Annotated in this window: 19 protein-coding genes; 3 read left to right on the top strand and 16 right to left on the bottom strand. The window is 56.9% G+C overall.

Annotated elements, in window-relative coordinates; translation table 11 throughout:
* Positions 1-20: 20 nt before the first annotated feature.
* Complete coding sequence (locus tag BWR59_RS29600) at positions 21-2,114, bottom strand: mechanosensitive ion channel family protein (RefSeq protein ID WP_230982120.1); 2,094 nt, start codon at positions 2,112-2,114, stop codon at positions 21-23.
* A gap of 252 nt (positions 2,115-2,366) precedes the next feature.
* Between BWR59_RS29600 and BWR59_RS29595 the strand changes: the two genes are divergently transcribed.
* Both BWR59_RS29595 and BWR59_RS29590 read left to right on the top strand, forming a co-directional pair.
* The gene (locus BWR59_RS29595; RefSeq protein WP_081569215.1) at positions 2,367-2,936 is read left to right on the top strand and encodes a TetR family transcriptional regulator; all 570 of its coding nucleotides are present in this window, start codon (positions 2,367-2,369) and stop codon (positions 2,934-2,936) included.
* Between the two features lie 62 nt (positions 2,937-2,998).
* Positions 2,999-3,475, top strand: coding sequence for a nuclear transport factor 2 family protein (locus tag BWR59_RS29590; RefSeq protein WP_081569214.1), 477 nt, complete (start codon positions 2,999-3,001; stop codon positions 3,473-3,475).
* Positions 3,476-3,565: 90 nt separating this feature from the next.
* Here BWR59_RS29590 and BWR59_RS29585 read toward each other — a convergent pair whose 3' ends face one another.
* Together BWR59_RS29585 and BWR59_RS29580 are read right to left on the bottom strand one after the other, a co-directional pair.
* On the bottom strand, positions 3,566-4,090 hold the full coding sequence (locus BWR59_RS29585) for a single-stranded DNA-binding protein (RefSeq protein ID WP_081569213.1): 525 nt from the start codon (positions 4,088-4,090) through the stop codon (positions 3,566-3,568).
* Positions 4,091-4,099: 9 nt separating this feature from the next.
* On the bottom strand, positions 4,100-5,494 hold the full coding sequence (locus BWR59_RS29580) for an MFS transporter (protein ID WP_081569212.1): 1,395 nt from the start codon (positions 5,492-5,494) through the stop codon (positions 4,100-4,102).
* A gap of 188 nt (positions 5,495-5,682) precedes the next feature.
* Between BWR59_RS29580 and uvrA the strand changes: the two genes are divergently transcribed.
* Positions 5,683-8,517 carry an excinuclease ABC subunit UvrA gene (gene uvrA, locus BWR59_RS29575; RefSeq protein ID WP_081569211.1) on the top strand — a complete coding sequence of 945 codons (2,835 nt, stop codon included), beginning with the start codon at positions 5,683-5,685 and terminating at the stop codon, positions 8,515-8,517.
* Between the two features lie 74 nt (positions 8,518-8,591).
* Here the strand turns inward: uvrA and bfr are convergent, their stop codons facing one another.
* The 13 genes from bfr to rplF form a co-directional block, all read right to left on the bottom strand.
* Positions 8,592-9,056, bottom strand: coding sequence for a bacterioferritin (gene bfr / locus BWR59_RS29570; protein ID WP_081569210.1), 465 nt, complete (start codon positions 9,054-9,056; stop codon positions 8,592-8,594).
* Between the two features lie 261 nt (positions 9,057-9,317).
* Entirely contained in the window at positions 9,318-9,704 is a 387-nt protein-coding gene (rplQ, locus tag BWR59_RS29565; protein WP_062384499.1) for a 50S ribosomal protein L17, read from the bottom strand.
* A gap of 42 nt (positions 9,705-9,746) precedes the next feature.
* Positions 9,747-10,748 (bottom strand): DNA-directed RNA polymerase subunit alpha, encoded by a 1,002-nt coding sequence (gene rpoA / locus BWR59_RS29560; protein WP_007970428.1) that lies wholly within the window; start codon positions 10,746-10,748, stop codon positions 9,747-9,749.
* A 22-nt stretch (positions 10,749-10,770) separates the two neighbouring features.
* Positions 10,771-11,391 (bottom strand): 30S ribosomal protein S4, encoded by a 621-nt coding sequence (rpsD, locus tag BWR59_RS29555; RefSeq protein WP_002555465.1) that lies wholly within the window; start codon positions 11,389-11,391, stop codon positions 10,771-10,773.
* Positions 11,392-11,409: 18 nt separating this feature from the next.
* Entirely contained in the window at positions 11,410-11,799 is a 390-nt protein-coding gene (rpsK, locus tag BWR59_RS29550) for a 30S ribosomal protein S11 (RefSeq protein WP_002555466.1), read from the bottom strand.
* 30 nt (positions 11,800-11,829) lie between these two features.
* On the bottom strand, positions 11,830-12,186 hold the full coding sequence (gene rpsM, locus BWR59_RS29545; RefSeq protein WP_004883692.1) for a 30S ribosomal protein S13: 357 nt from the start codon (positions 12,184-12,186) through the stop codon (positions 11,830-11,832).
* Positions 12,187-12,317: 131 nt separating this feature from the next.
* Entirely contained in the window at positions 12,318-12,434 is a 117-nt protein-coding gene (rpmJ, locus tag BWR59_RS29540) for a 50S ribosomal protein L36 (protein ID WP_002555468.1), read from the bottom strand.
* Positions 12,435-12,462: 28 nt separating this feature from the next.
* Complete coding sequence (gene secY / locus BWR59_RS29535; protein WP_062384496.1) at positions 12,463-13,794, bottom strand: preprotein translocase subunit SecY; 1,332 nt, start codon at positions 13,792-13,794, stop codon at positions 12,463-12,465.
* Entirely contained in the window at positions 13,795-14,226 is a 432-nt protein-coding gene (gene rplO, locus BWR59_RS29530; RefSeq protein WP_037017733.1) for a 50S ribosomal protein L15, read from the bottom strand.
* A gap of 3 nt (positions 14,227-14,229) precedes the next feature.
* Positions 14,230-14,406, bottom strand: a complete 177-nt coding sequence (rpmD, locus tag BWR59_RS29525) for a 50S ribosomal protein L30 (RefSeq protein WP_003186033.1) — start codon at positions 14,404-14,406, stop codon at positions 14,230-14,232.
* Positions 14,407-14,408: 2 nt separating this feature from the next.
* Positions 14,409-14,909, bottom strand: a complete 501-nt coding sequence (rpsE, locus tag BWR59_RS29520) for a 30S ribosomal protein S5 (protein WP_081569209.1) — start codon at positions 14,907-14,909, stop codon at positions 14,409-14,411.
* Positions 14,910-14,912: 3 nt separating this feature from the next.
* Positions 14,913-15,263: a 50S ribosomal protein L18 gene (rplR, locus tag BWR59_RS29515; protein WP_037017727.1), complete on the bottom strand. Its 351-nt coding sequence runs from the start codon at positions 15,261-15,263 to the stop codon at positions 14,913-14,915.
* Between the two features lie 10 nt (positions 15,264-15,273).
* A complete protein-coding gene (gene rplF / locus BWR59_RS29510) occupies positions 15,274-15,807 on the bottom strand; it encodes a 50S ribosomal protein L6 (protein WP_081569208.1) in 534 nt (177 codons plus the stop codon).
* Positions 15,808-15,819: the final 12 nt, after the last annotated feature.

The raw sequence follows: 15,819 nt of genomic DNA, 5'->3' as shown, positions 1-15,819 counted from the left end.
GACTGCTAAAAATGCCCAGCTCAAACCGGGCTCTCTGACCCATCCTTGTTCACCACCGACGCCTTGCCAGGCAACGGTTGTCGCTCGTCATCCTCATCCATCGGCAGCATTTGCCCGTTATGCGGGCTCATGACCAGCTGTGGGTAAGTTTGCGCGAAGCGCACGTCCGTCGACTTATCCACAAGACGTTTGAGCTTGTCGTTGAACGCTCGGCTCACCGCGTATTGCCCACCCGATGAAGTCCGGAACTGCGCGGTGATCACAATGCCGTTCATGTCCATGCGGTCCAGCCCGAAAACTTCCAGCGGCCCTTGCAGCTTGCTCGCCAGCAAGAAGTCATCGCTGATCGCCTGCCCGGCTTCACGAATGAGCGACGTCGCGCAATCCACGTCCGAGTCGTAGGTGAACTGGAACGAGAAAAACGCGTAGGCGAATTGCCGGGACTGGTTGGTGACCGCCTTGATCTGCCCGAACGGAACCGAATGCACGAACCCCTTGCCGTCACGCAGGCGCAACGTGCGGATGGTCAGGCTTTCCACGGTGCCCGCATGGCCGGAGTCCAGCACCACCCAATCGCCGATGGAAATGGTGTCTTCGATGATGATGAACAGACCGGTGATGACGTCCTGGACCAGTTGCTGGGAACCGAAACCGATCGCCAGACCGACGACCCCGGCACCGGCCAGCAGTGGCGCGACGTTGATTCCCAGATTAGCCATGGTGGTGATGGTGCAGATCACCACCAGGATTATTTTCATGGCATTGCGCAGCAACGGCAGGATGGTTTTGACCCGTGTGCTGGGCTGGCGCGAGGAGCGACTATTGGTCGGTGGCTTGAGCGCTTCCTGAATCGCCGTGTCCATCACCACCCAGAGCAGCCACGTCACCAGAAAGATCAACCCGATGCTGCTCAGCGAATCACTGATCACTTTGCCCAGCGCGTTGCGTTGCGCGAATTCGAACGGCGAAAAACCCCAGATCCGGCCCAGTACTTCAATGAATCCCACCGCCAGGGCGATACGCAGTACTGCGTGCAAGAGGCTCAGGAGGCGCTCTCTGTAGACACTGCCGGTACGCGCCTGCGCAGGTTTGAACATGTGCTGGAACAGCGTGCTGAGAAACACCGTGCCAATCAGCAGAACCGTGGTCAGCAGAGCGCAACGCAAAGCCTCCTGACTGTCCTCCCCCGCACCGATCAGATTGACCGCCGAGACCAGAATCATCAGCAGAATCGGCAAGTGCCACAGGCTCGAGAATATCTTCAGCGTCTGCTGCAACGCAGGCCTTGCAAGGCGAGCACTCAGCGGCCGATTGCGAATCAGGTGCGCCACTGGCCGCCGCATGCGAATCACCACCATGCAGAACATCACCGACGCCATCAGACCGGTAAACGCCGCCACGCTGGTGGTGACGTTGCCCCCGAACTGCCGGGAAATCTGCGGGCTGGTCAGTGCATCACTCAATGCTGCGAGGAACCCGATGATGAACAACGGATGCGGCGCGTAGCCACGAATGATGCGCACAGCCGTCCGTTTGTGCCCGGAGTTGAACAGCACGATCACCGACAGCAACACCGAGGTCGAGAAAATGCCGCTGCTGGTCGAATACGCCAGGCACAACGCCAGCGCACGCCCGATGGACGGAGACATGAAATGACTGACATACAGCGTCAGCGGCAGACATATGAGGGCCGCAATGGTGAACGGCAGGATATAACCCAGTACCCCGCGGGTCCGCTCGCGCCTGACCAACAAACGGTGCCGCGACATGCGCGAGACCATGAAAGTCGCGACGCGGTTGAGCAGCACAAAGGCACCCATCCACACCACTGAGAGAATCAGGAAGTCACTGGTGATGCTCCACGGTGTACGCGCCAGCGGCTTGTTGACCAGCGTATCGAGTTCGTCTGCAGCGCGGTCTGCACGTAAACGCCAGGAGTCGAACAGATTGCCGTCCAGATCCAGCTTGTCCTGCACGCTGTCGATGCTGGAGCTGATGACCCCGAGAAGCCCGCCCTTCACCAAAATCTCAGGCTTGGCAGGTACGGCCGCGGGCGCAGAGTCGGCGGGCGCAGCGGATTGAGCGGTACTTGCGGCAGGTGCGTCGGCCGCCAGAACGTTGAAACTTGCGACGCAGAGCGTCAGACACAGCAGCAGGACGGATTTGAAGTTCGGCAAAACGCAGGTCACTCCTTTCAGTCTTGAGGCCCGACGCATTCAGGGCCCAAAGAAACTGATCGAATTTCACCGGGCAAGTTCGCTTTTCAGCGCAAAGCTTCGTTTGCGATCAGCCACTCCGACCCGCGAAAAAGATCATTTCTCAAAAGTCGCTTGACCATGGAGAACGATCGTTCTACCTTAAATCCCATGAACCCATCGACGACCGAAACACGCGAAAAGATCCTCGCGACCGCCGAGCAACTCATCTATCAGAACGGCATCCACGCCACCGGCATGGATCTCCTGGTGAAGACATCCGGCGTCGCCAGAAAAAGCATCTACCGTTACTTCGCCACCAAGGACGAAATCGCCGCCGCTGCGCTCAATGCCCGCGACGTGCGCTGGATGCACTGGTTCAGAACCGAGTCCGACAGGGCTGAAACACCTGATGCGCGCATCCTCAACATGTTCGCGGTGCTCAAAGGCTGGTTTGAGTCCGAAGGGTTTCGCGGCTGTGCGTTCATCAACACCGCCGGAGAAGTTGGCGACCCCAATGATCCGATCCGGTTGATCGCCAAGCTGCACAAACAGAAGTTGTTCGATTACACGCTTGAGCTGTGCGAGCAGTTGAATGTCGAGCAGCCGTCAGTGCTGGCCAGACAGCTGCTGATTCTCATGGAAGGCGCCATCACCGTGGCCCGCGTCATGGGCGACTACGATGCTGCCGACAGCGCCAGGGATGTTGCCCAGCTGTTGCTGAAACAGGCTTCGCCGTAGAAGCCTGAGTTTCAAGAACGCTTTATTAACCGCTGAACTGATCACTGTCTGGAGGCTTCGCCATGTCCAACGCACAAACTCGCCCGCCGCTTCCCCCCTTTACCCGCGAATCGGCTATCGAAAAGGTCCGCCTGGCCGAAGATGGCTGGAACAGCCGTGATGCGGAAAAGGTTTCGTTGGCTTACACCCTCGACACCAAGTGGCGTAACCGCGCCGAATTCGCCACAAACCGCGAAGAAGCCAAGGCCTTCCTGACCCGCAAATGGAAGAAGGAGCTCGATTACCGTCTGATCAAGGAGTTGTGGGCGTTCACCGACAACCGCATCGCCGTGCGTTATGCCTACGAGTGGCACGATGACTCGGGCAACTGGTACCGCTCGTACGGCAACGAGAACTGGGAGTTTGCAGAAGACGGGCTGATGGCAAACCGCTTCGCCTGCATCAACGATTTGCCGATCAAGGAATCAGAGCGCAAGTTTCATTGGCCGCTGGGTCGTCGTCCGGATGATCATCCAGGCCTGTCGGATCTGGGGTTGTAATCCGCGCGCAGACTTCACAAAAAAAGCCCCCGACAGGCGCAACTGTTCGGGGGCTTTTGCTTTGTCGCTACCGCGTTCGATCCCGTGGGATCAGAACGGGATATCGTCATCGAAGCTGTCGAAATCAGGGGCCGGTTGTGGCGCCTGTTGCGGAGCGGGACGCGACTCGCGCTGTGGCTGAGGAGCAGCCTGAGGACGCGATTGCTGTGGACGAGGCGCGGAGTTCTGATAACCACCACCGCCCTGGCCTTGCTGAGCATTGTCGCCCTGTGGACGACCGCCCAGCAGTTGCATGGTGCCCTGCATGTCCACAACGATTTCAGTGGTGTAACGCTTGATGCCGTCTTTTTCCCACTCGCGAGTCTGCAGCTTGCCTTCGATGTAGACCTGCGAACCCTTGCGCAGGTACTCACCGGCAATCTCGGCAACCTTGCCGAACATCGAAACGCGGTGCCACTCGGTCTTCTCGACCTTCTGACCGGTTTGCTTGTCGGTCCACTGTTCGCTTGTCGCCAGACTCAGGTTGGTCACGGCATTACCGTTAGGCAAGTAGCGAACTTCGGGATCCTGGCCGCATGTGCCGACCAATATGACTTTGTTAACCCCACGGGCCATAACGTTCTCCTAGGCTTCAACCGTTTCCGACGCTGGATTGACCACTTCGTCGAAAGACGCCCGATCCAACAGTTCTTTGTCAAATTTGATATAGATCGCGGCCTCATCGGCCACAACTACTGCATCTGTTACTCCACGTACGGCCAACACGCGATCGGCAAGGCCTGCGTCACATTGGGCCTGGGGCGACAACGGCAGGCGAAGGCTGGTCACGTACGGAGGTTCGCGCATGGTAACAGCAAACGCCAGCCAGATGGCGGCCAGACCCGCACCGCCGAGGAACACCACATCCAGCCCGCCGTGCTGAAACAGCCAGCCACCGAGGATGCCGCCAGCGGCAGAACCGAGGAACTGACTGGTGGAATAAATCCCCATCGCCGTGCCTTTGCCGCCTGCCGGGGAAACCTTGCTGATCAACGAAGGCAGCGAGGCTTCCAGCAGGTTGAACGCGGTGAAGAACACAACTGTCCCAATCACCAACGCTCGCAACGTGTCACCGAACTCCCAGAAGAATAGTTCAGTGAGCATCAGCACCAACACGGCGCCGAGCAGAATCCGCTTCATCTGACGTTTCTTCTCGCCGTAAATGATGAAAGGGATCATGGCGAAGAAAGAAATCAGCAGCGCGGTCAGGTAGACCCACCAGTGCTGCTCCTTGGGCAAACCGGCTTTCTCGACCAGCGCCAGCGGCAACGCGACGAAACTGGACATGAGCATGGCGTGCAACGCGAAGATACCCAAATCCAGACGCAGCAGATCCGGATGGCGAAGGGTTGCGCCCAGCGCCTGACGCGCAAGGCCGGATTCACGATGCTGTAAGGTCACCGTCGATTTCGGAACGACAAACGCGACGATCACGATGCCGATCAGCGCCATCCCGCCAGTGGCGAGAAACAGCCCGGACAGACCGAATGCACTGGTCAGAATGGGGCCAACCACCATGGCAATCGCAAACGATACACCGATGGTCATGCCGATCATGGCCATGGCCTTGGTTCGGTGCTGTTCGCGGGTCAGATCGGAGAGCAACGCCATGACCGCTGCGGAAATCGCCCCGGCGCCTTGCAGCACCCTACCGGCAATCACACCCCAGATCGATGTCGACTGGGCTGCCAGCACGCTGCCCAGCGCGAACACGATCAACCCAAGATAAATCACCGGGCGACGACCGATGCGGTCTGAAATGATACCGAACGGAATTTGCAGGACTGCCTGAGTCAGGCCGTATGCGCCAATCGCCAGACCAATGAGTGCCGGGCTTGCGCCAGCCAGGTCCATGCCGTAGGTCGCCAGTACCGGCAACACCATGAACATGCCAAGCATACGGAACGCGAACACCAGCGCCAGACCGCCCGCCGCGCGGGTTTCGCTGCCACTCATGCGCTCGCTGTGAGAATCGTGCATGGAAGAACCTCATGTGAACCGGCGGCGATTCTACCAGTCCCATCGATGTACAGCACATACGACGCATTGCCGCGCATCGCGGGAATTTTCTTTTTCGCATGCGCGTCAGGAAGCATCTCGATAGTGTGCATCCATCCAGTATTTCGCCGTATACTCCTGTGTTTTGACGCCCGCCGTGCGAGGCCACCTTGGACAAGATCCTGATTCGTGGGGCACGAACCCACAACCTGAAAAACATTGACCTGACCCTGCCACGCGACAAACTGATCGTCATTACCGGCCTTTCCGGCTCGGGCAAGTCGTCGCTGGCATTCGACACGCTTTACGCCGAGGGGCAGCGCCGCTATGTCGAGTCGTTGTCGGCCTATGCCCGGCAATTTCTGTCGATGATGGAAAAACCTGACGTCGATACCATTGAAGGTCTGTCGCCAGCCATTTCCATCGAACAGAAGTCGACGTCGCATAACCCTCGCTCCACCGTGGGCACCATCACTGAAATCTACGACTACCTGCGTCTGCTGTATGCGCGGGTAGGCCAGCCACGCTGCCCGGATCATGACATCCCGCTGGAGGCCCAGACCGTCAGCCAGATGGTCGATCTGGTACTGGCCCAGCCCGAAGGCAGCAAGCTGATGTTGCTGGCTCCAGTCGTTCGCGAACGCAAGGGCGAGCATCTGGCCGTCTTCGAGGAGTTGCGCGCGCAAGGCTTCGTCCGCGCCAGGGTCAACGGAAAGCTCTGCGAGCTAGACGAGTTGCCGAAGCTCGACAAACAGAAGAAGCATTCCATTGACGTGGTCGTCGATCGATTCAAGGTACGTGCCGATCTGCAGCAGCGTCTTGCCGAGTCCTTCGAGACTGCACTGAAGCTCGCCGACGGTATTGCTCTGGTTGCACCAATGGACGATGAGCCGGGCGAAGAAATCATCTTCTCCGCGCGCTTTGCCTGTCCGATCTGCGGCCATGCCATCAGCGAGCTGGAACCCAAGCTGTTCTCGTTCAACAACCCCGCAGGAGCCTGCCCTACTTGTGACGGCCTGGGGGTCAAGCAGTTCTTCGACATCAAACGACTGGTCAATGCCGAACTGACACTGGCCGAGGGCGCGATACGCGGCTGGGACCGGCGCAACGTCTATTACTTCCAGATGCTCGGTTCGCTGGCCAAACACTATGGCTTCAGCCTTGAAGTGCCTTTCAAGGAACTGCCCGCAGACCAACAGAAGGTCCTGCTCAACGGCAGCGGCAGTCAGAACGTCGATTTCCGCTATTTGAACGACCGAGGCGACATCGTCAAACGCGCGCACCCGTTCGAGGGAATCGTCCCGAATCTGGAGCGCCGTTATCGCGAGACAGAGTCGGCCACCGTTCGCGAAGAATTGGCCAAATTTCTCAGCACTCAGCCGTGCCCTGATTGCCGTGGTACGCGCTTGCGTCGTGAGGCCCGTCACGTATGGGTCGGTGAGAAGACGCTGCCTGCAGTGACCAATCTGCCGATCGGGGACGCCACCGATTATTTCGCTGGCTTGAAACTCACGGGACGTCGCGGCGAGATTGCCGACAAGATCCTCAAAGAGATCCGCGAACGTCTGCAGTTCCTGGTCAACGTGGGCCTGGACTACCTGACGCTGGATCGTAGCGCGGACACGCTTTCGGGTGGCGAGGCCCAGCGGATCCGCCTGGCGAGCCAGATTGGCGCGGGCCTCGTGGGCGTCATGTACATTCTCGACGAACCCTCCATTGGCCTGCATCAGCGCGACAACGACCGCCTGCTGGACACACTCCGTCATCTGCGCGATATCGGTAATACCGTGATCGTGGTTGAGCACGATGAGGATGCGATCCGTCTGGCAGACTACGTGGTCGACATCGGTCCGGGCGCTGGCGTGCACGGCGGTAACATCGTCGCAGAAGGTACCCCGCAGGAAGTCATGTCGCACCCCGACTCACTCACCGGCAAATATCTGTCCGGTCGGGTGAAGATTGCAGTGCCGGCCAAGCGCACTCCGCGGAACAAGAAATTGTCGCTCAAGCTCAAGGGAGCGCGCGGCAATAACTTGCGCAATGTCGATCTGGAAATCCCGATCGGCCTGTTGACCTGCGTGACCGGGGTCTCGGGCTCTGGCAAGTCGACGCTGATCAACAACACACTGTTTCCGCTCAGCGCGACCGAATTGAACGGCGCCACCACGCTGGAAGCTGCGACCCACGACAGCATCGATGGATTGCAGCATCTGGATAAAGTGGTCGACATCGATCAAAGCCCGATCGGACGGACGCCGCGTTCAAACCCTGCAACGTATACCGGTCTTTTCACACCCATCCGGGAGTTGTTCTCCGGAGTACCTGAATCACGCTCGCGCGGGTACGGCCCGGGGCGGTTCTCGTTCAACGTCAAGGGTGGGCGCTGCGAGGCCTGTCAAGGCGATGGCCTGATCAAGGTGGAGATGCATTTCCTGCCAGACATTTATGTCCCTTGCGATGTGTGCAAGAGCAAGCGCTACAACCGGGAAACCCTTGAGATCAAATACAAGGGCAAGAACATCCACGAAGTGCTGGAAATGACCATCGAAGAAGCCCGCGCCTTCTTTGACGCCGTCCCCGCCTTGGCGCGCAAGCTGCAGACCCTGATGGACGTAGGTTTGTCCTACATCAAACTGGGGCAGTCAGCGACAACGCTGTCAGGTGGTGAAGCACAGCGCGTGAAACTCTCTCGCGAGCTGTCCAAACGCGACACCGGCAAGACTCTCTACATCCTGGACGAGCCAACGACCGGCCTGCACTTTGCCGACATTCAGCAATTGTTGGACGTGCTGCATCGTCTTCGGGACCACGGCAACACCGTGGTAGTGATCGAGCACAACCTTGACGTGATAAAGACTGCGGACTGGCTAGTGGACCTTGGGCCGGAGGGTGGCTCCAAAGGCGGTCAGATCATCGCTACAGGTACCCCGGAGCAGGTGGCAGAGATGAAGCAGTCTTACACCGGCCATTACCTGAAGCCATTGCTGGAACGGGATAGCGCTTGATGCATTGAGCGCATCAGAAACCATAAAGCCCCTGCCGCGAACACCGCGACAGGGGCTTTTTTATTGGACCTGAATCAGAACTGCGATTGCAGGTAGTTTTCCAGGCCGATGGATTTGATCAGGCCCATCTGCTTCTCAAGCCAGTAGGTGTGGTCTTCTTCAGTGTCTGCCAACTGCACGCGCAAGATGTCGCGGCTGACGTAGTCCTTGTGCTGCTCGCATAGAGCGATGCCTTTGCACAGCGCGGCGCGAACCTTGTATTCCAGGCGAAGATCGCTGGCGAACATCTCAGGGACGGTGGTGCCTACGTCAAGATCATCCGGGCGCATGCGAGGAGTGCCTTCGAGCATCAGAATCCGGCGCATCAACGCATCAGCGTGTTGTGCCTCTTCTTCCATCTCGTGGTTGATCCGCTCATAGAGCTTGCTGAAACCCCAATCCTCATACATCCGCGAGTGGATGAAATACTGGTCGCGTGCAGCCAGTTCGCCGGTCAGCAGCGTGTTGAGGTAATCGATGACGTCCGGGTGGCCTTGCATCGCCGTGGATCTCCTTCATGAAAGACGATAGTTTGAACCAACATTGAGGACAGGTCACTCGCCCCACAGCAGAAAAGCGAAGAAAAAACGCTATTTTCTGACATCTGGTGCCGAAAACACGCGTAAACGAAGCAGGTTCTCTTTATCACTTAGACTTAGCGCAATAATCATGCACGATAACTGATAACGCGTTGTATTCAGCCAATTTAAGGGCAACAAAAAACCGGGCACTAGGCCCGGTTTTTTGTAAAGACTGATGTCTTATTCAGCGGCTTCTACAGAGCCACCGACAGGACGATCAACCAGTTCGACGTACGCCATTGGCGCGTTGTCGCCAGCGCGGAAACCGCACTTGAGGATGCGCAGGTAGCCACCCTCACGAGTTGCATAACGCTTGCCCAGATCGTTGAACAGCTTGCCGACCATTTCTTTCGAACGGGTACGGTCAAATGCCAGACGACGGTTAGCAACGCTATCAACCTTGGCCAGGGTGATCAGCGGCTCGGCAACGCGGCGCAGTTCCTTGGCTTTCGGCAGGGTAGTTTTGATCAGCTCGTGCTCGAACAGCGACACCGCCATGTTTTGAAACATGGCCTTGCGGTGAGAGCTGGTACGGCTCAGGTGACGTCCACTTTTACGATGACGCATGGTTCATTCCTTACCAAACACTACGTTCGGTGATTACGACGATCAGGCAGTCGCCTTGTCGTCCTTCTTAAGACTTGCAGGCGGCCAGTTGTCGAGGCGCATGCCGAGGGAGAGACCACGAGAAGCCAGAACGTCCTTGATTTCAGTCAAGGATTTCTTGCCCAGGTTCGGAGTCTTCAACAGTTCTACTTCGGTGCGCTGAATCAGGTCGCCGATGTAGTAAATGTTCTCCGCCTTAAGGCAGTTGGCCGAACGTACAGTCAGTTCCAAATCGTCAACCGGACGAAGCAGGATCGGATCGATCTCGTCTTCCTGTTCGACTACCACTGGCTCACTGTCACCTTTGAGGTCGACGAACGCAGCCAACTGCTGTTGCAGGATGGTTGCAGCGCGGCGGATTGCCTCTTCAGGATCCAGAGTACCGTTGGTTTCCAGATCAATAACCAGTTTGTCCAGGTTGGTACGCTGCTCGACACGGGCGTTTTCCACCACGTATGCGATACGGCGAACCGGGCTGAACGAAGAGTCAAGCTGCAAGCGACCGATGCTGCGGCTTTCGTCTTCATCGCTCTGACGCGAGTCTGCTGGTTCATAACCGCGACCACGAGCTACAACGAGCTTCATGTTCAGGGCGCCGTTAGACGCCAGGTTAGCGATTACGTGATCGGGGTTAACGATCTCGACATCATGATCCAGCTGAATATCGGCAGCGGTAACCACCCCCGAACCCTTCTTCGACAAGGTCAGCGTAACTTCGTCTCGACCGTGCAGCTTGATAGCCAGACCTTTAAGGTTCAACAGGATTTCAATGACATCTTCCTGTACACCTTCGATGGCGCTGTACTCGTGGAGTACACCGTCAATCTCGGCCTCGACTACTGCACAGCCGGGCATGGAGGACAACAGGATGCGGCGCAGCGCGTTGCCCAGGGTATGGCCGAAACCACGCTCGAGAGGCTCGAGAGTGATCTTGGCGCGGGTTGGACTGACAACCTGCACATCAATGTGGCGGGGTGTCAGGAACTCATTTACCGAAATCTGCATGGATGCACCTATTTTCTAGCCCTTACTTGGAGTAGAGCTCGACAATCAGGCTTTCGTTGATGTCGGCGGACAGATCACTGCGAGCTGGAACGTTTTTGAAGACGCCAGATTTTTTCTCAGTGTCTACTTCTACCCATTCTACGCGGCCACGTTGGGCACACAGATCGAGAGCCTGGACGATACGCAGTTGGTTTTTCGCTTTTTCGCGAATAGCGACCACGTCACCAGCACGAACCTGGTAGGACGGAACGTTAACGGTTTTGCCGTTGACGCTAACCGACTTGTGCGATACCAGCTGACGAGATTCGGCACGAGTAGAACCGAAACCCATACGGTATACGACGTTGTCCAGACGGCATTCGAGAAGTTGCAGCAGGTTCTCACCAGTAGCGCCTTTCTTGCCGGCAGCTTCTTTGTAGTAACCGCTGAACTGACGCTCGAGAACGCCATAGATACGACGGACTTTCTGCTTTTCACGCAGCTGGGTGCCGTAGTCGGATTGGCGACCGCGGCGCTGGCCGTGGATACCTGGTGCAGCTTCGATGTTGCACTTCGATTCGATCGCGCGCACGCCGCTCTTCAGGAAGAGATCGGTGCCTTCGCGACGAGCGAGTTTGCATTTTGGACCAATGTAACGAGCCATTCTTTACAATCTCCTGGATTACACGCGGCGCTTCTTCGGCGGACGGCACCCGTTGTGCGGGATTGGCGTCACGTCGGTGATGCTGGCGATCTTGTAGCCACAGCCGTTCAAAGCACGAACTGCAGATTCACGACCTGGACCTGGACCCTTGACGTTGACGTCGAGGTTTTTCAGGCCGTATTCCAGCGCAGCTTGACCAGCACGCTCGGCAGCTACTTGAGCAGCGAACGGGGTGGACTTGCGGGAACCGCGGAAACCCGAACCACCGGAGGTAGCCCAGGAAAGAGCGTTACCTTGACGGTCGGTAATGGTCACGATGGTGTTGTTAAAAGATGCATGGATGTGGGCGATGCCATCAACCACTGTCTTTTTAACTTTTTTACGAGGACGAGCAGCAGGTTTTGCCATGATTTAATTCCTGTCGATTCGCTGGGGCGATTACTTGCGGATCGGCTTACGCGGACCTTTACGGGTACGCGCGTTAGTCTTGGTACGCTGACCGCGTACTGGAAGACCACGACGATGACGCAGACCGCGATAGCAACCGAGGTCCATCAAGCGCTTGATTTTCATGTTGATTTCGCGACGCAGGTCACCTTCAGTGGTGAACTTCGCGACTTCGCCACGCAGCTGTTCAATCTGCTCGTCGCTCAGATCTTTGATCTTTGCCGCCGGGTTAACCCCGGTGGTAGCACAGATTTTCTGTGCAGTCGTGCGACCAACACCATAGATGTAGGTCAGCGAGATAACAGTATGCTTGTTATCTGGAATGTTAACGCCTGCAATACGGGCCATTCAGTGGGACTCCAATTGACAGCTACCTACGCCCCGGAAGCCAAGAAATAGGGCGCGAGATAATATCGCTGTAATAACAAATAATCAACCCAGCAGCGCACTAGCTGCTGGGCTTTTAGCACAGATCACACTCAGCCTTGGCGCTGCTTGTGACGTGGTTCCGCGCTGCAAATTACTCGAACAACACCTTCGCGGCGAATAATCTTGCAGTTACGGCACAGCTTTTTCACCGATGCACGAACTTTCATCACCAACTCCTCGAACCTTATGGGTGCTTCAGCGCAGCATGCCGCTGCCGTAGCCCTTCAGGTTGGCTTTCTTCATCAGGGATTCATACTGGTGCGAAACGAGGTGAGATTGCACTTGGGACATGAAGTCCATCACAACCACGACCACGATCAGCAACGAGGTCCCGCCAAGGTAGAACGGCACGTTTGCAGCCACCACCAGGAACTGGGGCAGCAGGCATACGGCCATCATATATAGAGCACCGAACATGGTCAGACGGGTCAAAACGCCATCGATATAGCGCGCAGACTGCTCACCAGGACGGATGCCCGGAATAAAGGCACCGGACTTCTTCAGGTTTTCCGCTACGTCTTTCGGATTGAACATCAACGCCGTATAGAAGAAGCAGAAGAAAATAATCCCTGCACTAAACAGCAGAATATTCAACGGCTGACCAGGAGCGATCGACTGCGAGATGTCCTGCAACCAGCCCATACCTTCAGACTGACCGAACCAGGCACCTAACGAAGCCGGAAACAGCAAGATGCTGCTCGCAAAAATGGCCGGAATAACACCAGCCATGTTCACTTTCAGCGGCAAGTGGCTGGTCTGCGCAGCGAAGACCTTACGGCCCTGCTGACGCTTGGCGTAGTGAACAGCAATACGACGCTGACCACGCTCAATGAACACCACGAAACCGATAATCGCTACTGCCAGCAAACCGATGGCGACCAAAGCGAAAATGTTGATATCACCCTGACGTGCAGACTCGAAAGACTGCCCGATCGCTCTCGGAAGACCGGCGACGATACCCGAAAAAATCAACATCGAGATACCGTTACCAACACCGCGCTCTGTGATCTGCTCGCCCAGCCACATCATGAACAGCGCACCAGCCACAAAGGTGGTGACTGCCACGAAGTGGAAGCCGATATCTGCAGAGAAAGCAACGCCCTGACCGGCCAGACCAATGGACATGCCAATAGCTTGAACCAGAGCCAGGACGACGGTGCCATAGCGGGTGTATTGGCTGATCTTGCGACGACCAGCCTCACCTTCCTTCTTCAACTGCTCCAGCTGCGGGCTGACAGCGGTCATGAGCTGCATGATGATCGATGCCGAGATGTACGGCATGATCCCCAGTGCAAAGATGCTCATGCGCTCCAGCGCACCACCGGAAAACATGTTGAACAAGCTAAGAATGGTCCCCTCATTCTGTCGAAACAGGTCCGCCAGCCGGTCAGGGTTGATACCTGGAACTGGGATATGCGCACCGATCCGATAGACGATAATCGCCAGGAACAGAAAACGCAGTCGAGCCCAGAGCTCGGACAACCCGCCGCTTTTGCTGAGCGCTGAGAGAGCACCTTGCTTAGCCATTTATTCCTCGAACTTGCCGCCAGCTGCTTCGATAGCCGCACGCGCACCTTTGGTGGCTGCGATACCTTTGAGGGTGACCGCGCGAGTAACCTCACCGGACAGCATGATTTTCACACGCTGTACGTTTTGGTTGATCACGTTGGCATCCTTCAGGGACTGCACAGTTACAACGCCTTCCACTTTAGCCAGCTCGGAGGTGCGAACTTCTGCACGATCCATAGCTTTCAAAGAGACGAAGCCGAACTTGGGCAGACGACGATGCAACGGCTGTTGGCCGCCTTCGAAGCCCGGAGCAATGGTGCCACCGGAGCGGGAGGTCTGACCTTTGTGGCCGCGGCCACCGGTCTTGCCCAAACCACTACCGATACCACGGCCCGGACGATGCTTTTCGCGACGGGAACCCGGCGCTGGACTCAGATCATTGAGTTTCATCGATTAACCCTCGACTCGCAGCATGTAGTAAGCCTTGTTGATCATCCCACGGTTTTCCGGGGTATCAAGGACCTCTACAGTGTGACCGATGCGACGCAGACCCAGACCCTTAACGCACAGTTTGTGGTTAGGGATGCGGCCGGTCATGCTTTTGATCAGCGTAACTTTAACGGTAGCCATGATCAGAAGATCTCCTGAACGTTCAGGCCGCGTTTGGCGGCGATCGACTCAGGGGACTGCATGGTCTTCAAACCCTTGAACGTTGCGTGAACAACGTTGACAGGGTTGGTCGAACCGTAGCACTTGGCCAGAACGTTCTGAACACCGGCCACTTCCAGGACAGCACGCATTGCGCCGCCGGCGATGATGCCAGTACCTTCAGAAGCAGGCTGCATGTAAACTTTCGAAGCGCCGTGGGCGGACTTGATAGCGTACTGCAGGGTGGTACCGTTCAGATCAACCTGGATCATGTTGCGGCGAGCAGCTTCCATTGCCTTCTGGATCGCAGCAGGCACTTCACGTGACTTGCCACGGCCGAAGCCAACACGCCCTTTACCATCACCCACCACGGTCAACGCGGTGAAAGTGAAGATACGGCCGCCTTTAACGGTTTTTGCTACGCGATTAACTTGTACCAGCTTCTCGATGTAGCCTTCGTCGCGTTTTTGGTCGTTATTTGACATAACTTAGAACTCCAGCCCGCCTTCACGAGCAGCATCAGCCAGCGCCTTAACGCGACCGTGGTACTTGAAGCCGGAACGATCAAAAGCCACTTGCGATACACCGGCGGCTTTCGCACGCTCAGCGATCAGCTGGCCAACTTTAGTGGCCGCGTCGATGTTGCCAGTGGCGCCATCACGCAGTTCTTTGTCCAAAGTCGAGGCGTTTGCCAGGACTTTGCTGCCGTCGGCCGAGATGACCTGGGCATAAATGTGCTGCGAAGAGCGGTACACGCAGAGACGCACGACTTCGAGTTCGTGCATTTTCAGACGTGCTTTGCGAGCGCGACGCAGTCGGGTAACTTTTTTGACGGTCATTTGCTATGCCCTACTTCTTCTTGGCTTCTTTACGACGGACGACTTCGTCCGCGTAACGCACGCCTTTGCCTTTGTACGGCTCTGGACGGCGGAAGTCGCGGATCTCAGCGGCCACTTGACCAACCAACTGCTTGTCGATACCGCGAATAACGATATCGGTCTGGTTGGGAGTCTCAGCGGTGATGCCTTCCGGCAATTCGTAGTCCACTGGGTGCGAGAAGCCAAGGGCCAGGTTCAGCACCGTGCCTTTTGCTTGCGCTTTGTAACCAACACCGACCAGCTGGAGCTTGCGCTCGAAGCCTTGGCTTACGCCTTGGACCATGTTGTTTACCAACGCACGAGTGGTACCAGCCATTGCGCGAGTTTGTTGATCGCCATTGCGAGCAGCGAAACGCAACTCACCAGCTTCTTCAACAATTTCAACGGACGAATGAATGTTCAGGTCCAGAGTACCCTTGGCACCCTTCACCGAAAGCTGCTGGCCGACGAGTTTGACTTCGACGCCTGATGGCAACTTAACGGGGTTCTTAGCTACGCGTGACATGCTTATCCCCCC

The organism is Pseudomonas sp. Bc-h (genome assembly GCF_002080045.1).
In the GTDB taxonomy this organism is placed as follows: domain Bacteria; phylum Pseudomonadota; class Gammaproteobacteria; order Pseudomonadales; family Pseudomonadaceae; genus Aquipseudomonas.
The sequence above is the reverse complement of the archived record's forward strand: the minus strand, read 5'-3'. Positions and strand labels throughout refer to the sequence as shown.

Excerpts from the sequence above, each read along its gene's own strand:
- BWR59_RS29595 (WP_081569215.1), top strand. The coding sequence starts at position 2,367 with ATGAACCCATCGACGACCGAAACACGCGAAAAGATCCTCGCGACCGCC.
- BWR59_RS29590 (WP_081569214.1), top strand. The coding sequence starts at position 2,999 with ATGTCCAACGCACAAACTCGCCCGCCGCTTCCCCCCTTTACCCGCGAA.
- BWR59_RS29585 (WP_081569213.1), bottom strand. The coding sequence starts at position 4,090 with ATGGCCCGTGGGGTTAACAAAGTCATATTGGTCGGCACATGCGGCCAG.
- BWR59_RS29580 (WP_081569212.1), bottom strand. The coding sequence starts at position 5,494 with ATGCACGATTCTCACAGCGAGCGCATGAGTGGCAGCGAAACCCGCGCG.
- bfr (WP_081569210.1), bottom strand. The coding sequence starts at position 9,056 with ATGCAAGGCCACCCGGACGTCATCGATTACCTCAACACGCTGCTGACC.
- rplQ (WP_062384499.1), bottom strand. The coding sequence starts at position 9,704 with ATGCGTCATCGTAAAAGTGGACGTCACCTGAGCCGTACCAGCTCTCAC.
- rpoA (WP_007970428.1), bottom strand. The coding sequence starts at position 10,748 with ATGCAGATTTCGGTAAATGAGTTCCTGACACCCCGCCACATTGATGTG.
- rpsD (WP_002555465.1), bottom strand. The coding sequence starts at position 11,391 with ATGGCTCGTTACATTGGTCCAAAATGCAAACTCGCTCGTCGCGAAGGC.
- rpsK (WP_002555466.1), bottom strand. The coding sequence starts at position 11,799 with ATGGCAAAACCTGCTGCTCGTCCTCGTAAAAAAGTTAAAAAGACAGTG.
- rpsM (WP_004883692.1), bottom strand. The coding sequence starts at position 12,186 with ATGGCCCGTATTGCAGGCGTTAACATTCCAGATAACAAGCATACTGTT.
- rpmJ (WP_002555468.1), bottom strand. The coding sequence starts at position 12,434 with ATGAAAGTTCGTGCATCGGTGAAAAAGCTGTGCCGTAACTGCAAGATT.
- secY (WP_062384496.1), bottom strand. The coding sequence starts at position 13,794 with ATGGCTAAGCAAGGTGCTCTCTCAGCGCTCAGCAAAAGCGGCGGGTTG.
- rplO (WP_037017733.1), bottom strand. The coding sequence starts at position 14,226 with ATGAAACTCAATGATCTGAGTCCAGCGCCGGGTTCCCGTCGCGAAAAG.
- rpmD (WP_003186033.1), bottom strand. The coding sequence starts at position 14,406 with ATGGCTACCGTTAAAGTTACGCTGATCAAAAGCATGACCGGCCGCATC.
- rpsE (WP_081569209.1), bottom strand. The coding sequence starts at position 14,909 with ATGTCAAATAACGACCAAAAACGCGACGAAGGCTACATCGAGAAGCTG.
- rplR (WP_037017727.1), bottom strand. The coding sequence starts at position 15,263 with ATGACCGTCAAAAAAGTTACCCGACTGCGTCGCGCTCGCAAAGCACGT.
- rplF (WP_081569208.1), bottom strand. The coding sequence starts at position 15,807 with ATGTCACGCGTAGCTAAGAACCCCGTTAAGTTGCCATCAGGCGTCGAA.